Genomic DNA, 15,317 nt, shown 5'->3' on the forward strand with positions numbered 1-15,317 from the left:
AATACGATGTATCCTGTATCTTTAACCTTTATTTTGGCAAGGCATGAAGAAACAGGTATTGGTTTATGGTAGCGGGCGACATACAGTGCCCTTTTTAAGATACATGGCAGAGGCAACCGGTAAGGATAGACCCAACCTCTGCTTTATACCTACAGCTAGTGGTGAAGACCGGGATTATATAAATTCTTTTCATGAAGTCTGTTCCCAGATTAATGTAGTACCACATGTCATGAGCGTTTGGATCAATTCCTATGACCAAAAAGAAAGTTTCGAGGAAATTATCTCTAATATGGATGCCATTGTTGTGGGCGGCGGCAACACCCTAAATATGCTTGCCATTTGGAAAGCCCAAGGTATAGATACCGCACTTAAAAATGCATATGACAACGGCGTAGTAATGGGTGGCGGAAGTGCTGGTTCCCTTTGCTGGTTCAATGGTGGAACTACGGATTCCAGACCTAAGGAATTGAGTATTGTAAAAGGGATGTCATTCATTGATAAAAGCCACTGTCCACATTACAACTCAGAAAAATATAGACGTCCACTCTATCATGAAAACATTCTATCCGGAAAACTTTCAGAAGGCTACGCGTGTGATGACCGATCTGCTATTCATTTTATTAACGAAGAAGTACATACGTCCGTTTCATTAGATGCAGATAACCACTCTTACCATGTTTACAGTAAAAATGGTGAAATCGTGGAAAATTGCTTACCAAATTCCATAATCAGTTAATCTAACTTTGATATCGAATTTATAGGTAGATATAAAAATTTCAAGGTTTTAAAGATTGTTTACTGCCCAAAAAGTAATTTCAAATGGTTTTACTCACTCAAAAAATTATAGCGGAATTTAAAACAAATCAGCTATAACCCTATTCATTCGGCAATATTCAATTAAAAATCAGGATGTTAAGCCTTTAAGTAAATTCTATTCAGGATTTAATACAAGTTAAAGCTAATTTCCTTAATTTAAACAACTACAAAGTCTCCCCAAATTTTATTTTGAAAATCAAATTATGATTGGTCATTAAATTGATCAATTAGAATACGGTTTTGTTTTTAAATATTTAGAAATGGCCTTAAACTCCATTGATAGTATTATATACTTCATTTTTCTAAATAGCCGTAGTTATATAGTATCGACCAAGTAATGAAACCGACCAAGCATATTGAAGTTACGGCATTAGATGTTTTTAATAAGTGGTTACACAGTTATTTAAATGTCTCCGCAAAAACCTATGTTTCTAATTTTAATTATGACACTTGTTTTAACGGTACTTCCTTATATGGAACATTTTTAATTTGTTCTACTACTACCAATTTATTTACTGGCATTATTGAACAAGGTTCAACCTCAGAGTCTATAATTCATAGATTTAACTTTGGCGTGAGCATGAGCTATGATATGGTATCCAAACCACACGGTAAAGAATTCCACGAAACCACAAAAGAAGGTGAAGGCACCACTTTCATAATTAACTTAAGAATACATGATTAAACAATCCCTCCTATTCATCACGCTATTTTTCTGTATGCTATTTACGGCAAGTGGGCAAGAAAACCCGGTAGATAAAAATGGATTGGCACTAGATACAATCGTGCATTTTACGAAAGCAGATTTAGATTCAATTTTTGGTTTAAGGTTGACAAATAAAGCAGGTTGGATTTTTAAATCAGGAAATAGCCAAGATGCATCATCCATAGACATTGATTTAGGGGGTTGGGAACGATTAAACCCTTCTCAGATAACCAATGATATGGCAGATAGTTCTGGCAAATTTGAAGGCTGGTTCAGGTTGCAATTTACCATTGATAGTGCTTTAGCAAAGCTTCCACTCTATTTGGACAAAGAAGACCATGCAGCAGAGGATATTTATATAAATGGAAAGTTGTTCCGTCAATTTGGAGAAAAAGGGAATGACAGAGCCTCGTTTAAAGAGCATATTCAAGATTTTGAGATACGATCTCCTATTTTTTTAGAACCTGACACTACATATACATTAGCCATACATTATGTTGACTATAGTACCTATTGGGGCATTGCTAAATTGCTTTATTTGGGCTCTACCAGATTTGTTACCAATGACTATTTTGACTACATGAGTTTTATAGGATATAAACAATTATTTGACTTATTGAGTTCTTTGATTTTCTTCATTCTTTTCTGGCTTCTTTATTTCCTTATTAAAGAGGAAAGTGAACTACTTTTTATCGCTCTTTTTTCTACTATAATGGTATTAGAGAATTTTAGCACAGCTTTCTATGGTGGTGATAGTTTGTACTTTACAATTCCTTCTCATTACATGATAATACTTACATATTGCGGATTCTATTTACAATTATGTTTTTACTTATTCTGCGTTTTGTTCGCCTATAAAATATATTATGGAAAAGTTCCTAAATGGCTTATTTTGGCAAGTTTGATCATACCATTATTTTTCTTCTTTTTAAATAACGATATAGGGAATTTCCTATATTTTATATTTAAAATCAGTATTGGCCTTTTCTTAATCTACCTATCCATAAAGTCTAAGAATAAAGTTTTATCTGCTAGAATACTTCTTTATTGTTTAACATCATCTTATGTCCTTACTCTTGTTGGACTTTTAGTAAGACAATCCTCTACAAAAGATGATTTTAGTCTAAGGTTAATAATGGTTCATAGTGATACGATCGGTAAAGCCATTCTCTTTTTAGGCATGTTGGCATTTGTCGCTTATCGCATGAGAGAGAAAAATGAGGATATGAGGCAAAATGCAATGGAACTTGTAAAGGTTGAAGCTGAAAAGAGTGCACTTATTACTTCACAAAATGAAAAGTTAGAATTAAAAGTAAAAGAAAGAACATCAGCATTAAATCAATCTTTAGAAGAATTAAAAGCCACCCAATCTCAACTCATCCAATCTGAAAAAATGGCGAGCCTTGGAGAGTTAACTGCTGGTATTGCCCATGAAATTCAAAACCCTTTAAACTTCGTCAATAATTTCTCAGAGGTAAGCAATGAACTTGTTGATGAAATGAACGAGGAATTGGATAAAGGAGATCTTGAAGAGGTGAAAGCTATTTCGTTGGATATCAAACAAAACCTTGAAAAAATAAACCATCACGGCAAACGTGCGGACAATATTGTAAAAGGTATGTTACAACATTCTAGAAGCAATAGCGGCACAAAAGAACCTACGGACATCAATGCCCTTGCAGATGAGTATTTGCGCTTGGCCTATCATGGTCTGCGGGCAAAGGATAAATCATTTAATGCAGAACTCATTACAAATTTTGATGAAAGCATTGGAAAAGTAAATATTGTACCACAAGACATGGGGCGGGTAATTCTCAATTTGATCACCAATGCTTTTTATGCGGTAAACGAGAAAAAACAAAAGGATGTTAGTTTTAAGCCCATAGTAACTGTCAGTACCAAAAAGTCTGATGAACATATCACCATTAGTGTTTCTGATAATGGTGATGGTATTCCAGAAAAAGTCAAAGAGAAAATATTCCAACCGTTTTTCACCACCAAACCTACAGGACAAGGTACCGGCTTGGGCTTAAGCATGAGTTATGATATTGTAACAAAAGGACATGATGGAAAGTTAAAAGTGGAAACAACAAAAAATAAAGGAACCACATTTATTATAGAATTACCAAACTAGACCAACAACCAAACCAGTATGAAAAATACACAACAAAGTAAACTTGTACTTATAATTGGCTTTTTCTGCTGCTTGTTTTTGGTTTCTTGCCACAAACAAAGCAAGTCCGAAACGGAAACTACAGTAGGTGATTTTAAGGTTCCAGAAACCATTCCTTTACAATTTACGGAACCAGAACCTTTTGAATGGGAAACCATAACCAACAACACCCTGACAACTCCCGTTACTTATGATTTAAACGTAGATGCCTTGCCCAGCAAACCATTTGAACTAAACACGTTTAAACCGCTAAAATCCGCAATGAAGGAATACGATTTGGACTGGAACAGTTTTCCGACAGAAAATATAACGTTTGATTCTATATCCTTTACTATCACAAAATCTACCATAAAAAAACCAATCATTACCAAAATGAAACCCCCTGGTAATATTGCCGGTACGAACGTAAATCTTCTACAGCTTTCTACAAATGAAGGATTGCCCTCTAATGATATTACCTCCTTTTTAGAAACTGAGGATGGTAGTATTTGGGTAGGTTCATCCTCCTTCACATCATTAACACTTTATGACGGTGAAAATGCATTTATCTATGACTACAATACAGTTTACAAAATGGAATTTGACAAACAAGGCAAACTTTGGTTGGTTAGACCTGCAGATCGTATTATCAACGTATTAGATTTTGATAATAATATAGAATACACCATTACTAGAACTGAAAATTTTACCCCGTTCGATGTTCTCTGCGACTATACCGGTACTATGTATATAGCATCGCTAAACGAAGGCTTCTATACTATGGATTCGGAATTAAAAAGTTTTCAAAAAGTAAGCAACGTAAATAGTAATAAACCCTGGAGACTTTTTGAAGATAGCAATAATAACCTTTGGTTAGGTTTTACAAATCATTTGAGGGTTTTAGATAGAGACAGAAAGAAACTTAAAACACTTTCAAAGATTGCAAATATTGAAATAAACTCAATAGTTTGGGATGTTACAGAAGATCAAACGGGTAACATTTGGCTTAACTATCCATATTCTTCTGCAACTAGTAATATTACTAATCCTAGGGTTTTACGACTCTCCTTAAAAGAAAATACAGTAAAAGTATTAGATGCTGAAAATGGCTACAGCATAATAGGTACCGAATTGGAAGAAGATAACGAAAGTAACTTCTGGATATTGGGAGCCAAAGAGGCGTTTATATTAAGTAATAATCTGGAAAAACATAAAACAATAGCTTTAAATAGCACACTACAAGGCTCTCTAAAGATTCCTAGACCCTTAAAAAGAAATGATGGCTCTTTATGGATTGCCAGTACGGATAATGGAGTGCTAATTACCACAGATTACACTTTACAAACAGAATATTTTGATGACACAAGAGGTTTATTAAATAATGAAATATGGGAAATAGAAGAAGACTCAAATGGTGACATATGGTTAGGTACGGCTGCGGGAATCAATATTATTAACTTGAATAATAATTCTATAAGAGCTCTTAGTTTTGAACAATTACATTGTAATCCTAACACAATTAATTTCATTAAAGAGATTACACCTAATATGTACTTTTTAAATACTAGAGATGGCTTTTCTATTCTTGATCGGCAAAAAAATAAACTCACCTCATACGCCAATGGTTCTGATCTTTTCGGAGCAGGTATTGCAATTATCAATGAGCATACTTTTGCCATATATTCGAGAACGGGTCTGTATGTCTATAATATTAAAACCAATAGCTTTAAAAAAATAGTATCCAAAAGTGACCCTGATATTTTAATAGCGGGAAGCGGATCAATAATGGTTTATGACAAAGAAATTCTTTGGACCCCTACTACGAACGGATTAGCCAAAGTAAATTTAAAAACGAACACCGTAAGTTACCTTAGAGAAGAACAAGGTCTTAGCAATAACAATGTATCCACAGCCAAAATTTCAAATGAAAGAGAGCTATGGTTAGCTACCGAAAATGGTGTTAACATACTTAACTTAGAACAAAATACGCTAACCCCAATAAAGAAAGAAAACGGACTATACCCTACTGATTTTTATGATCTGACAGAAAAAGGAGGTATCATGTACGCTGCTAGCGGTAATGGCTTAATTGCCATGGAAAAAGCCACTGCAAAAACAACAGATAAAGGTTTCTACAATTTTAATGCAGGACTTGGTTTTAAATCGAACGATTATTTACAAGATTCCCCTAAATTTTTAAAAAACGGTCAGTTTTGGTCAGGTGTTACGAGTACTTCCAATGAATGGAAACTACTTGTTCTTAACTCAGAACCACAACAAAATAGTACTAATGGAACAGTGAAAATCAACAACATGTTCGTCATGGATGAAAACCCGTGGTTCGATTTAACTATTATAAAAGATTCTACAAATGTGCAAACTTCAGCCTATGCCAGTACCAATAGTATAAGTTGGGATTCCGTTAAACCTCCTTATAAAATTCCCGAAGGTCTTACACTCCCCTATGACCAGAACAGTATTAGTTTTAGCTATGGTAGTGATGCTATATTTAATAGGGATAAACTAAACTATCGATTTATTCTAGATGGTGAAGATGAAGATTGGAGCTATGCTGCAAATGCCACAAAGACCAAAAATTATTATAACTTAAAACCAGGGGATTACACCTTTAAAGTGGCTGTTAAAAGTGCTAATAGCGATTGGTCCGTACCAGATGCACTTTCATTTAAAATAAAGCCGCCATGGTGGCAAACTTGGTGGGCATACTTGCTCTTCGGTTTAATTGCAGCTAGTATTTTAAGGGCATATATTGTATTTAGAGCTCGAAAACTAACTAAGGAAAATAGAATATTAGAGGAGCGAGTTAGTCATAGAACAGTTCAGCTTAAGACTAAAATAGACGAATTAAAATCCACACAATCAAAGCTTATACAATCCGAGAAAATGGCAAGTTTGGGTGAACTCACCGCTGGTATTGCCCATGAAATTCAAAATCCGCTAAACTTCGTCAATAATTTCTCTGAAGTAAATAAAGAACTTCTGGAAGAACTGGAAGAAGAAATTGAGAATGGTAATTATGATGAAGTAAAGGCTTTGGCTAAAGATGTATCTGCCAATGAGGATAAAATTATCTTTCATGGCAAACGTGCCGATGGTATCGTAAAAGGAATGCTGCAACATAGCAGAAGCAGTACCGGTCAAAAAGAAATGACCGATATCAATACTTTATCAGATGAATACCTACGCCTAGCCTACCATGGTTTACGGGCAAAAGACAAAAGCTTCAATGCCACGTTGAATACTGATTTTGATGACTCAATCGGCAAATTGAATATCGTAGCTCAAGATATGGGTAGAGTTATTCTAAACCTTATAACCAATGCCTTTTATGTGGTAAAAAAGAAAAAAGAAGAAAACCCAAATGGTTACGAACCTACCGTTTCGGTAACTACAGAAAAGAAAGATACTATGGTATTTATAAAAGTATCGGACAATGGCAACGGAGTGCCTAAAGAGGTATTGGATAAAATATTTCAACCTTTTTTCACGACCAAACCTTCTGGGGAAGGAACCGGATTAGGACTATCACTAAGCTATGATATTGTAAAAGTACATGGCGGTGAATTAACTGTTGATACCAAACAGGGAGAAGGCACCACCTTCACCATAGCATTACCAATAAAATAACCACAAAAAACCACCTTATGAAAATATTAGTTGTAGATGACGAACAAGATGTTAAAGTGCTTTTTCAACAGCGTTTTAGAAAAGAAATACGAAAAGATGAATTAGAGTTTGTATTTGCCTTTTCTGGCGAAGAAGCCTTAAACTTAATGAAAGCAATGGAACATGAAGCAGTACTTATATTATCTGACATTAATATGCCTGGTATGAGCGGATTGGAATTATTAGATACCATCAAAAAAAATTATGTAAAACCGCCTCCTATGGTTATGATGATTACCGCCTATGGAGATGATGAAAATAGAACAATGGCAAAAAATCTAGGTGCAGATGACTTTCTAACCAAACCTTTAGATTTTTCACTCCTTAAAGACAAGCTGATAACCTTAACCTAAGACTATGGCAAAGATAATGGTAGTAGATGATGAGACGGACTTAGAGATACTCATCAAACAAAAATTCAGGAAGCAAATACGGCAAAACGAATACGAGTTTGTATTTGCTATAAACGGTAGAGATGCGCTAGAGAAACTTGGGGAAAATCCCGGTATAGATATTGTTTTGAGCGATATTAACATGCCTGAGATGGACGGTCTTACCCTACTCTCGGAATTGCACGAATCTAGCCCTTTAATTAAATCGGTTATTGTTTCCGCCTATGGTGACATGGAAAATATTCGTGTAGCCATGAACCGAGGTGCCTTTGATTTTATCACCAAACCCATAAACTTTGAAGACTTGACCATTACCATGGAAAAGACTTTAAAGCATGCCATGGAAATTAGAAAAACGCTGCAGGCCATTAAAGAAAACAATATTCTAAAAATGTATGTTGACGAAAACGTACTCAATTTTATGGGTGGCCAAGAGTATGAGTCTAAAATAATGGCAAACGAGAATATTGAAGGTACTATTATGTTTGTTGACGTATGCGGATTCACAAAAATAAGTGAGACCACTAGTCCTGACATTGTTGTTTCAATGCTCAATACCTATTTCGATACCATGGTAAAAGAAATAATGGAGCAAGATGGTATCATAGATAAATTTATAGGTGATGCCGTTATGGCCGTTTTTAGAGGAGAATATCATTTAGACCGTGCCATTGATGCCGCATTGGCCATTAGAAATCAAGTGAACAACTTACCTAAAGAGGAAGGCAAAGAAACATACCAGCCAAAGGTTTCCATAGGTATTAAAAGTGGTGAAATGATTTCGGGCAATATTGGTTCCGCCACTCTTAAACGTCTAGATTACACCGTAATTGGCGATACCGTAAATACGGCCGCCAGGTTGCAAGATGCTGCTAAGGAAAATCAAATAATTATTTGCGAAGGTTGCTATGAGCAGGTTAAAGAAGCTTTTAAATGTGAGAACCTAGGTAGTATTAACATGAAGAACAAAGCACAACCTCTTACGGTGTACAATGTTATAGAATAGTGATTGAAATTAAACTTAAAGCCATGACCAAACTGATTGACAATAAAAACCTGAATTCCAATAAAACCAAACAAAAGCATAACCCATTGTCCGCTTTTGAGAAAGGTCTTTTAGATGAATTAAAATCCAAGGGACATTCAGAAGAATTAGTAGATCACTATTGGGGCACCATTAATTATGTAGCTGGACTCATAAAAGCTTCGGAGTTAAAAGCCGGACTTATACTTTCCTTCTACGGTATTATTTTAAACTTTATCTACCAAAGTGCTGCTCCTGTTATGCATTCTGTTTCGAACGCTATTTTGTTCTACATACTAATTGGATTGTGGTTTGTAGCTACCGTAATATCTATTTTTTATAGTGTACGATGTTTTATACCCAAGTTAGAAGGCAACTATAGTGATAACGTCTTTTATTTTGGTGATGTCATAACCAAGTTTGGTACTATAAAAGAATTTTCAAAGAAATTTTATGATGTAAGCATTAATGAACAAGAAGTTTTTGAGCAATTAGGGGAGCAAATCTATATCAATTCTAAAATATCGGCTTGGAAGTTTAGAAATGTGCAACGATCTATTCGGTTTTTAGCCATTAGTCTAGTGCTTTTACTACTAACTGCAATCTATTATGGGTTCCTAAGACTGCTATAACAACTATGAGTACAATTTTAAAGAAAGCACAGCATATGTACTTTTTCTCATAAATAACTATGCGGGACATATTAAAACTAGAGCATCATATATTAATATTTTAATCAACCGATCACTTATAAAAAATTTACAACCAGTTAGTTATGATTAAAGTGAGATTACACTTTTAAAAAGTGAAAATGAAAAAAGTAAGATTTATATTCTTTCTAATATGTCTTCAAAGTTCCGTTTATTCGCAAACAGAACTAGATTCTTTATACCAGATATGGAATAATGAAAAATTGAACGATAGTATAAGGGCTCAAGCATATAATGACTATATCTATGACGGATTTTACGCTTCACAACCTGATAGTGCTCTTATTTTATTAAAAGAACTATATCAATTTACCAAAAAAACAAAAAACGACCAGGGCCTTATTGAAGCCCTTACCCTTAAAGGTTACCTACAATTTAGAATGGGCGATTATACCAATGCCCTAGTTTCGTATGACGAAGGTCTTGAACTTGCCGAAAAGATTAACGACAAATTAGGTACAGCTGATATTCTGATAAAAATCGGATATATATACCATGACAATGAAGATGTAGTTAACGCCTTGGTATACTATCAAAAAAGCTTGAAAATCTATGAGGCAGAAAATGATCTCAATGGCAAGGGCTCTATCTATAATGAGTTTGGTAGTATTTACTTATCAAAAGATGAATTTGACAAAGCATTAGAGTATTATAAAAAAAGTATAGCCATTAATAATGAGTTGAATGATGAAGACAGTAACTCTTCAATGTACATCAACATTGGCAATCTTTACCTCGCAAAAGAAGAATTTGAACCAGCCTTGGAATATTATGAAAAAGGTTTAAAAATTGAAAAAAAGAAAAATGACAAATTAGGAATTGCAGCTGGCCTATCGGGTATTGGCACTGTTTATCTTGAACAAGGAGAAACCGAAAAAGCCCTAGATTTTCTTCAAAAAAGCTTTGATATCAGTGAAAGCATTAATGATATACAAGGTGGTGCGAATTCATTATTAACGATTAGTGATATTTATCTTGATAAAAAAAACTATCTAATGGCAATTTCATTATGTAAAAAAAGCCTTGAAATGACGCAAAAAGTAGGCGATTTAGGCGGACAAGAATTCGCATGCGAGTGTTTATATGAGGCCTACCGAGCATTAAACAATAATAAGGAAGCTTTAATTTATCATGAAAAAATGATTCTTATAAGCGATAGTATTAAAACCGAAGATTTAGCCATAAAATTACAGCAAATAGAATTCGCAAAGAAAGTAATGGCAGATAGTTTGGTTCAAATTGAGAAAGACATGGCCGTGCAATTACAGCATAAAGCAGAGGTTCAACGAAAAGATAAAAATAGAAACTTGGCAATTGGCGTCGGTTCAATCTGTTTTCTTTTAGCGCTTGGTTTTTTCTCAAGATGGCATTATGTAAAAAAGTCAAAGGATATTTTAAAGAAGGAAAAAGATCGATCAGAAAGTCTTTTGTTAAATATTCTGCCAGCGGAAATTGCAGAGGAATTAAAAGAGAAAGGTGAGGCACAAGCCCGTGATTTTGATTTAGTTTCTATCTTATTTACTGATTTTAAAGGTTTTACAGAAATGTCGGCAGAACTTTCTGCAGCTGAATTAATTGGTGAAATCAATCACTGTTTTAAGGCGTTTGACCTTATCTGCGAAAAATATAAAATTGAAAAGATTAAAACCATTGGAGATGCCTATATGGCGGCGGGTGGCTTACCCATTCCTTCTACAGATTCCGTACAGAATACGGTTTTAGCCGCTTTAGAAATGCAATCTTTTATGACCAAACGATTTTCAGATTTAGAAACAACGGACGGATTTACATTTGAAATGCGATTGGGCATACACACAGGTCCCGTGGTTGCCGGTATCGTGGGGGTTAAGAAATTTCAATACGATATTTGGGGAGATACCGTAAACACTGCAGCACGAATTGAAAGTAGTGGTGCTGTAGGTCAAGTAAACATTTCTCAAAGTACCTATGAACTATTAAAAGACAACAATCAATTTAATTTTACCCACAGAGGAAAAATACAAGCAAAAGGAAAAGGAAAAATAGATATGTATTTTGTAACACCTAAAGACTCCGGTGATTAATCTATAAACTATAAATTTTCAATTGGCAACATAGCCTTTCACATAATATTAATCTTGATGAAATTTATAATTCTCATTTTTTTTTTGCGCTAACTATAAATGATTCTCCTATGTATAATAATTACCAAAAAAACTACTCCATGAAATTTCTTTTATCCATTATTACATTTGCGTTCACGTGTATATTAACAGCACAAACCGATGCCGAAATGGCATTGACAACAGTCAATAAAAATGATATTGAAGGCCACATCTATTTTTTAGCAGACGATGTTTTAAATGGCCGTGCAACAGGGTCGCCAGAATTAAAGATTGCCGCATCTTACCTTGCAAATACCATGCGTGGCTATGGTATAAAACCTAACCCAGCTACAAAATCTTACTATCAAACTTTTAATCTTTTACAAACAACTCCACCAAATATGCTAAAAGTTGCTATAAATGGAGATAACTACCCCCATACTATTGCAGTGGAAGCTAATGAAACTGAACTTTCTGGTGAAACCGTATATCTTGGTTTTGGTACCGAGGACGATTATAAAGGAAAAAATGTAAAAGGTAAGCTTATCATAGTAAACGGGGGAACCCCAGAATCTTCCGATGCCAGAGCTGTTTACGGTGCCCATAAGGTAAAACAGCAATTGGCAATTAAAAATGGTGCTATAGGTATGATAGAAATGACTTTGCTAGAAGAGGACTGGTGGTCTAGAATTTCTCATTTAATGGGAGAAAATGTAAAGATTCCGGATGCAACCGATGCAGAAGGTTCAAAAAATGATTTCATTCATCTTTGGGTAAATACGACCGCAGAAAAATTAAGTGCATTCAATACTTCCAAGTTATCCTATTCTATTGAAACCGACGGAAAGAAAGAAAAAACACTGGTCACCCAAAATGTTGTCGGGGTATTAGAAGGGACAGACCCAAAACTAAAAAATGAATACATTATGTATTCAGCTCATTATGACCATGTGGGTATTGGCACCCCTGACGCCAAAGGAGATAGCATTTATAATGGAGCCCGAGACAATGCCATTGGTACCACTGCAGTTTTAAGTATGGCAAAGAATCTTGGCAAGTACCCTACTAAACGGTCTGCCGTATTCATTTTTTTTACGGGCGAAGAAAAGGGTTTGTTAGGTAGTCAATACTACGTAGCGAATCCTTTATTTCCGTTAAAGCAAATTGTATATGGTTTTAATACCGATGGTGGTGGCTATAACAATACCAAATTAGCCACCGTAATCGGTTTAAACAGAACAACAGCCAAAAAACACATTGTTGCGGGAGCTGCCGCTTTTGGTCTTGAAGCTATTGATGACCCTGCTCCCGAGCAAGGACTTTTTGATCGCAGCGATAATGTCAGCTTTGCCAAGGTAGGAATACCTGCTCCCACCTACTCCACCGGTTTTGATGTTTTTGATGATGAAATAAACAAATACTACCACCAAGCCGGTGATGAGGCCGATAGTTTGGATTATGACTATCTATTGAAATTTTATCAAGGGTATGTACTTTCGGGTAGAATGATAGCCAACGATCCTGAAACCCCTTTTTGGGTAAAAGGTGATAAATATGAAGCGGCAGCCAATATTTTGTACGGTAAAGTTCTTGAAGCTCCTATTAAAAATTAAAACCCTCTAAAACAAAATTATTTGAAGCCGAGAAATTGTAACGATTGACCAATGATTAATTTCTTTAGAAAAATCCGTAGAAACCTGCTCGAAGAAGGTAAAGTCTCCAAGTACTTCAAATACGCAATCGGTGAAATTATTCTCGTTGTTGTTGGAATATTGATTGCATTACAGATTAATAATTGGAATGAGTCTCGTAAAAGCAGAGAAGTAGAATTGAATTACCTTAAGAACATTCAAGAAGATATACTATCGGATTCTTTATATTTTGAAAGAAGTTGGTTTAAAAGTGGTGATAAAAAAATACAAGGCTTAAATAAAGCTAAAAATTATTATCTGAACGGTATTATACCAACAGATACCATCACATTTATAAATGATGTTGCTTATGGTGGTATTTATGGCATCGGCAGGCTTACCCCTAATAACAGAACTTATAATGAGTTATCAAGTACAGGTAATATTAGCCTAATCTCAGACCAAGACATTCGTGATGAGATTGTTGCGTACTATTTAAATTTAGAATTCTTATATGAATATGGTGCCGATTCACGTAGTGATTATCCTCATTTTATGAACTCATATAAAGTATTTAACCCTAAATTTCCAGATTCAGTAAGTCCCGCCGAAATCCCCATTCTTTTAAAAATGATGCGTAAGGATAAATTTTACCAACTCACTAATTCAGAATTAACCTATGCCTATTCTATTCTAAATAGGCTTGAGTATGTCAAAAAAGATGCTGCACTCTTATATCACAGAATAGATAATTATTTAGAGCATCATGAAAAGTAAGATTCAAGCTAGTTTTTAATTACTCATCACTTACCACTCCACGTTGAAGAAAATGATTGTGCTCAATGTATACTTTTATTATAATTTAACATTAAAGAAAAAATTCAGCAGACTCAAAGAACCCACCCCTTAATTCCCTCCCAAGAGGGGAAAAACACGTTTTAGTTTGTGGGTTTCTGGCAAATTTGAAGTTTTAAAAACAACAATAATCTACCCAAAGTTCTTTTAAAGCAATAAACTATTCCCCTCCCTGGAGGGTCTAGGGGTGGGCAATACAAATGGTGAATCAATCTGCTAGTGCTCTCAAAAATCTACAAACCTTTATAAGCCTTTAACACATTCTCAATCTTAGCCTCTGTCTCTTCATCCATGTTTTGAAGTTCTGGATGCTCTAACAACCACTTTACGGTCCTCTTTATCCCTTCCGAAAAAGGTATCGTAGCTTTAAAACCCGGTACAAAGGTTTTTATTTTAGTATTATCAAAAAGTACACTTTCTGCCTTATCCGCTAATAATGTCCCTGTAAACGATGGTTCTATCCTGCATATGAAATCTGATGCAATATGAACTATTTTCGCCTCTTTGCCCAGGGCATCGGCTAAAATTTTATAAATCATGTTCCAGGTCAATACCTCATCTGATGTGATATGAAAAGCGTGGCCAATAGCAGTTTGTAATCCTAAAAGGCCTACAAATCCCTTTGCAAAATCATCTGAATGCGTTACGGTCCACAGCGATGTTCCATCTCCATGGATGATAATTTCCTTACCGTCCAAAATACGTTGAGCGGTATTAAATTTATCAAATCCGCCAATAGCTATTGGTATGACCGTATCATAGGTCAATGATGGCCTTACAATTGTAATAGGGAATCCATTATTTCGGTATTCTTCCTGCAAACGTTCCTCACAAGCAATTTTATCCTGTGAATAATCCCATAACGGATTGTGCAACGGCGTAGATTCAGTGATTACCGGATAACTTAACGGAGTCTGGTAACAAGACGCGGAACTAATAAATATATATTGCTTGGTCTTTCCCTTAAATAGTTCAATATCACGTTCAATATCTTGTTTGGTAAACGCGATCCAATTGACCACAACATCCCAATCATGTTTTTTTAATTCGCTTAATTCCTCGGGTTTATTAATGTCACCAATTATAGACCGAGCACCTTTGAGCTCAACTTTTGCCTTGCCCCTGTTCAACACATATAAATCTATTCCGTTTGCAATGGCCAATTTACTACTAGGTGTACTTATATTTCCGGTTCCACCAATAAACAATACTTTCATCTATTATTTTATTTATCTGATAATCAAATTTTCAAACTAACTT

The 15,317-nt window shown here is 35.0% G+C and carries 11 protein-coding genes; 10 read left to right on the top strand and 1 reads right to left on the bottom strand.

All coding sequences use genetic code 11. The annotated features are described in order from the left end of the window. Positions 1-43: 43 nt before the first annotated feature. From Q2T41_RS02035 to Q2T41_RS02080, 10 genes are all read left to right on the top strand, one after another. Positions 44-736 carry a Type 1 glutamine amidotransferase-like domain-containing protein gene (locus Q2T41_RS02035; protein WP_304434710.1) on the top strand — a complete coding sequence of 231 codons (693 nt, stop codon included), beginning with the start codon at positions 44-46 and terminating at the stop codon, positions 734-736. A gap of 417 nt (positions 737-1,153) precedes the next feature. Beyond that, positions 1,154-1,501: a hypothetical protein gene (locus tag Q2T41_RS02040; protein ID WP_304434712.1), complete on the top strand. Its 348-nt coding sequence runs from the start codon at positions 1,154-1,156 to the stop codon at positions 1,499-1,501. After that, positions 1,494-3,656, top strand: a complete 2,163-nt coding sequence (locus Q2T41_RS02045; protein WP_304434714.1) for an ATP-binding protein — start codon at positions 1,494-1,496, stop codon at positions 3,654-3,656. Before Q2T41_RS02040 ends, Q2T41_RS02045 begins: the two co-directional genes overlap by 8 nt. Positions 3,657-3,674: 18 nt before the next feature. Next, a complete protein-coding gene (locus Q2T41_RS02050; protein WP_304434716.1) occupies positions 3,675-7,322 on the top strand; it encodes a sensor histidine kinase in 3,648 nt (1,215 codons plus the stop codon). A gap of 17 nt (positions 7,323-7,339) precedes the next feature. Further along, entirely contained in the window at positions 7,340-7,714 is a 375-nt protein-coding gene (locus Q2T41_RS02055) for a response regulator (RefSeq protein WP_304434718.1), read from the top strand. Positions 7,715-7,718: 4 nt separating this feature from the next. Further along, complete coding sequence (locus Q2T41_RS02060; RefSeq protein WP_304434720.1) at positions 7,719-8,759, top strand: adenylate/guanylate cyclase domain-containing protein; 1,041 nt, start codon at positions 7,719-7,721, stop codon at positions 8,757-8,759. A 23-nt stretch (positions 8,760-8,782) separates the two neighbouring features. Then, a complete protein-coding gene (locus Q2T41_RS02065; protein ID WP_304434722.1) occupies positions 8,783-9,409 on the top strand; it encodes a Pycsar system effector family protein in 627 nt (208 codons plus the stop codon). A gap of 179 nt (positions 9,410-9,588) precedes the next feature. Further along, positions 9,589-11,550, top strand: coding sequence for an adenylate/guanylate cyclase domain-containing protein (locus Q2T41_RS02070; protein ID WP_304434723.1), 1,962 nt, complete (start codon positions 9,589-9,591; stop codon positions 11,548-11,550). Between the two features lie 140 nt (positions 11,551-11,690). After that, positions 11,691-13,184, top strand: a complete 1,494-nt coding sequence (locus tag Q2T41_RS02075; RefSeq protein ID WP_304434724.1) for a M28 family peptidase — start codon at positions 11,691-11,693, stop codon at positions 13,182-13,184. A 51-nt stretch (positions 13,185-13,235) separates the two neighbouring features. Then, positions 13,236-13,979 (top strand): DUF6090 family protein, encoded by a 744-nt coding sequence (locus Q2T41_RS02080; RefSeq protein ID WP_304434725.1) that lies wholly within the window; start codon positions 13,236-13,238, stop codon positions 13,977-13,979. 311 nt (positions 13,980-14,290) lie between these two features. Here Q2T41_RS02080 and Q2T41_RS02085 read toward each other — a convergent pair whose 3' ends face one another. Beyond that, positions 14,291-15,274 (bottom strand): SDR family oxidoreductase, encoded by a 984-nt coding sequence (locus Q2T41_RS02085; protein WP_304434726.1) that lies wholly within the window; start codon positions 15,272-15,274, stop codon positions 14,291-14,293. Positions 15,275-15,317 lie beyond the last annotated feature (43 nt).

Source organism: Maribacter confluentis (genome assembly GCF_030505015.1).
Classification (GTDB): Bacteria; Bacteroidota; Bacteroidia; order Flavobacteriales; family Flavobacteriaceae; genus Maribacter; species Maribacter sedimenticola.

What these genes read in the sequence shown, in the direction of transcription:
- Q2T41_RS02035 (WP_304434710.1), top strand. Translation starts at nt 44, where the DNA reads ATGAAGAAACAGGTATTGGTTTATGGTAGCGGGCGACATACAGTGCCC.
- Q2T41_RS02085 (WP_304434726.1), bottom strand. Translation starts at nt 15,274, where the DNA reads ATGAAAGTATTGTTTATTGGTGGAACCGGAAATATAAGTACACCTAGT.
- Q2T41_RS02045 (WP_304434714.1), top strand. Translation starts at nt 1,494, where the DNA reads ATGATTAAACAATCCCTCCTATTCATCACGCTATTTTTCTGTATGCTA.
- Q2T41_RS02050 (WP_304434716.1), top strand. Translation starts at nt 3,675, where the DNA reads ATGAAAAATACACAACAAAGTAAACTTGTACTTATAATTGGCTTTTTC.
- Q2T41_RS02040 (WP_304434712.1), top strand. Translation starts at nt 1,154, where the DNA reads ATGAAACCGACCAAGCATATTGAAGTTACGGCATTAGATGTTTTTAAT.
- Q2T41_RS02070 (WP_304434723.1), top strand. Translation starts at nt 9,589, where the DNA reads ATGAAAAAAGTAAGATTTATATTCTTTCTAATATGTCTTCAAAGTTCC.
- Q2T41_RS02080 (WP_304434725.1), top strand. Translation starts at nt 13,236, where the DNA reads ATGATTAATTTCTTTAGAAAAATCCGTAGAAACCTGCTCGAAGAAGGT.
- Q2T41_RS02075 (WP_304434724.1), top strand. Translation starts at nt 11,691, where the DNA reads ATGAAATTTCTTTTATCCATTATTACATTTGCGTTCACGTGTATATTA.
- Q2T41_RS02065 (WP_304434722.1), top strand. Translation starts at nt 8,783, where the DNA reads ATGACCAAACTGATTGACAATAAAAACCTGAATTCCAATAAAACCAAA.
- Q2T41_RS02060 (WP_304434720.1), top strand. Translation starts at nt 7,719, where the DNA reads ATGGCAAAGATAATGGTAGTAGATGATGAGACGGACTTAGAGATACTC.
- Q2T41_RS02055 (WP_304434718.1), top strand. Translation starts at nt 7,340, where the DNA reads ATGAAAATATTAGTTGTAGATGACGAACAAGATGTTAAAGTGCTTTTT.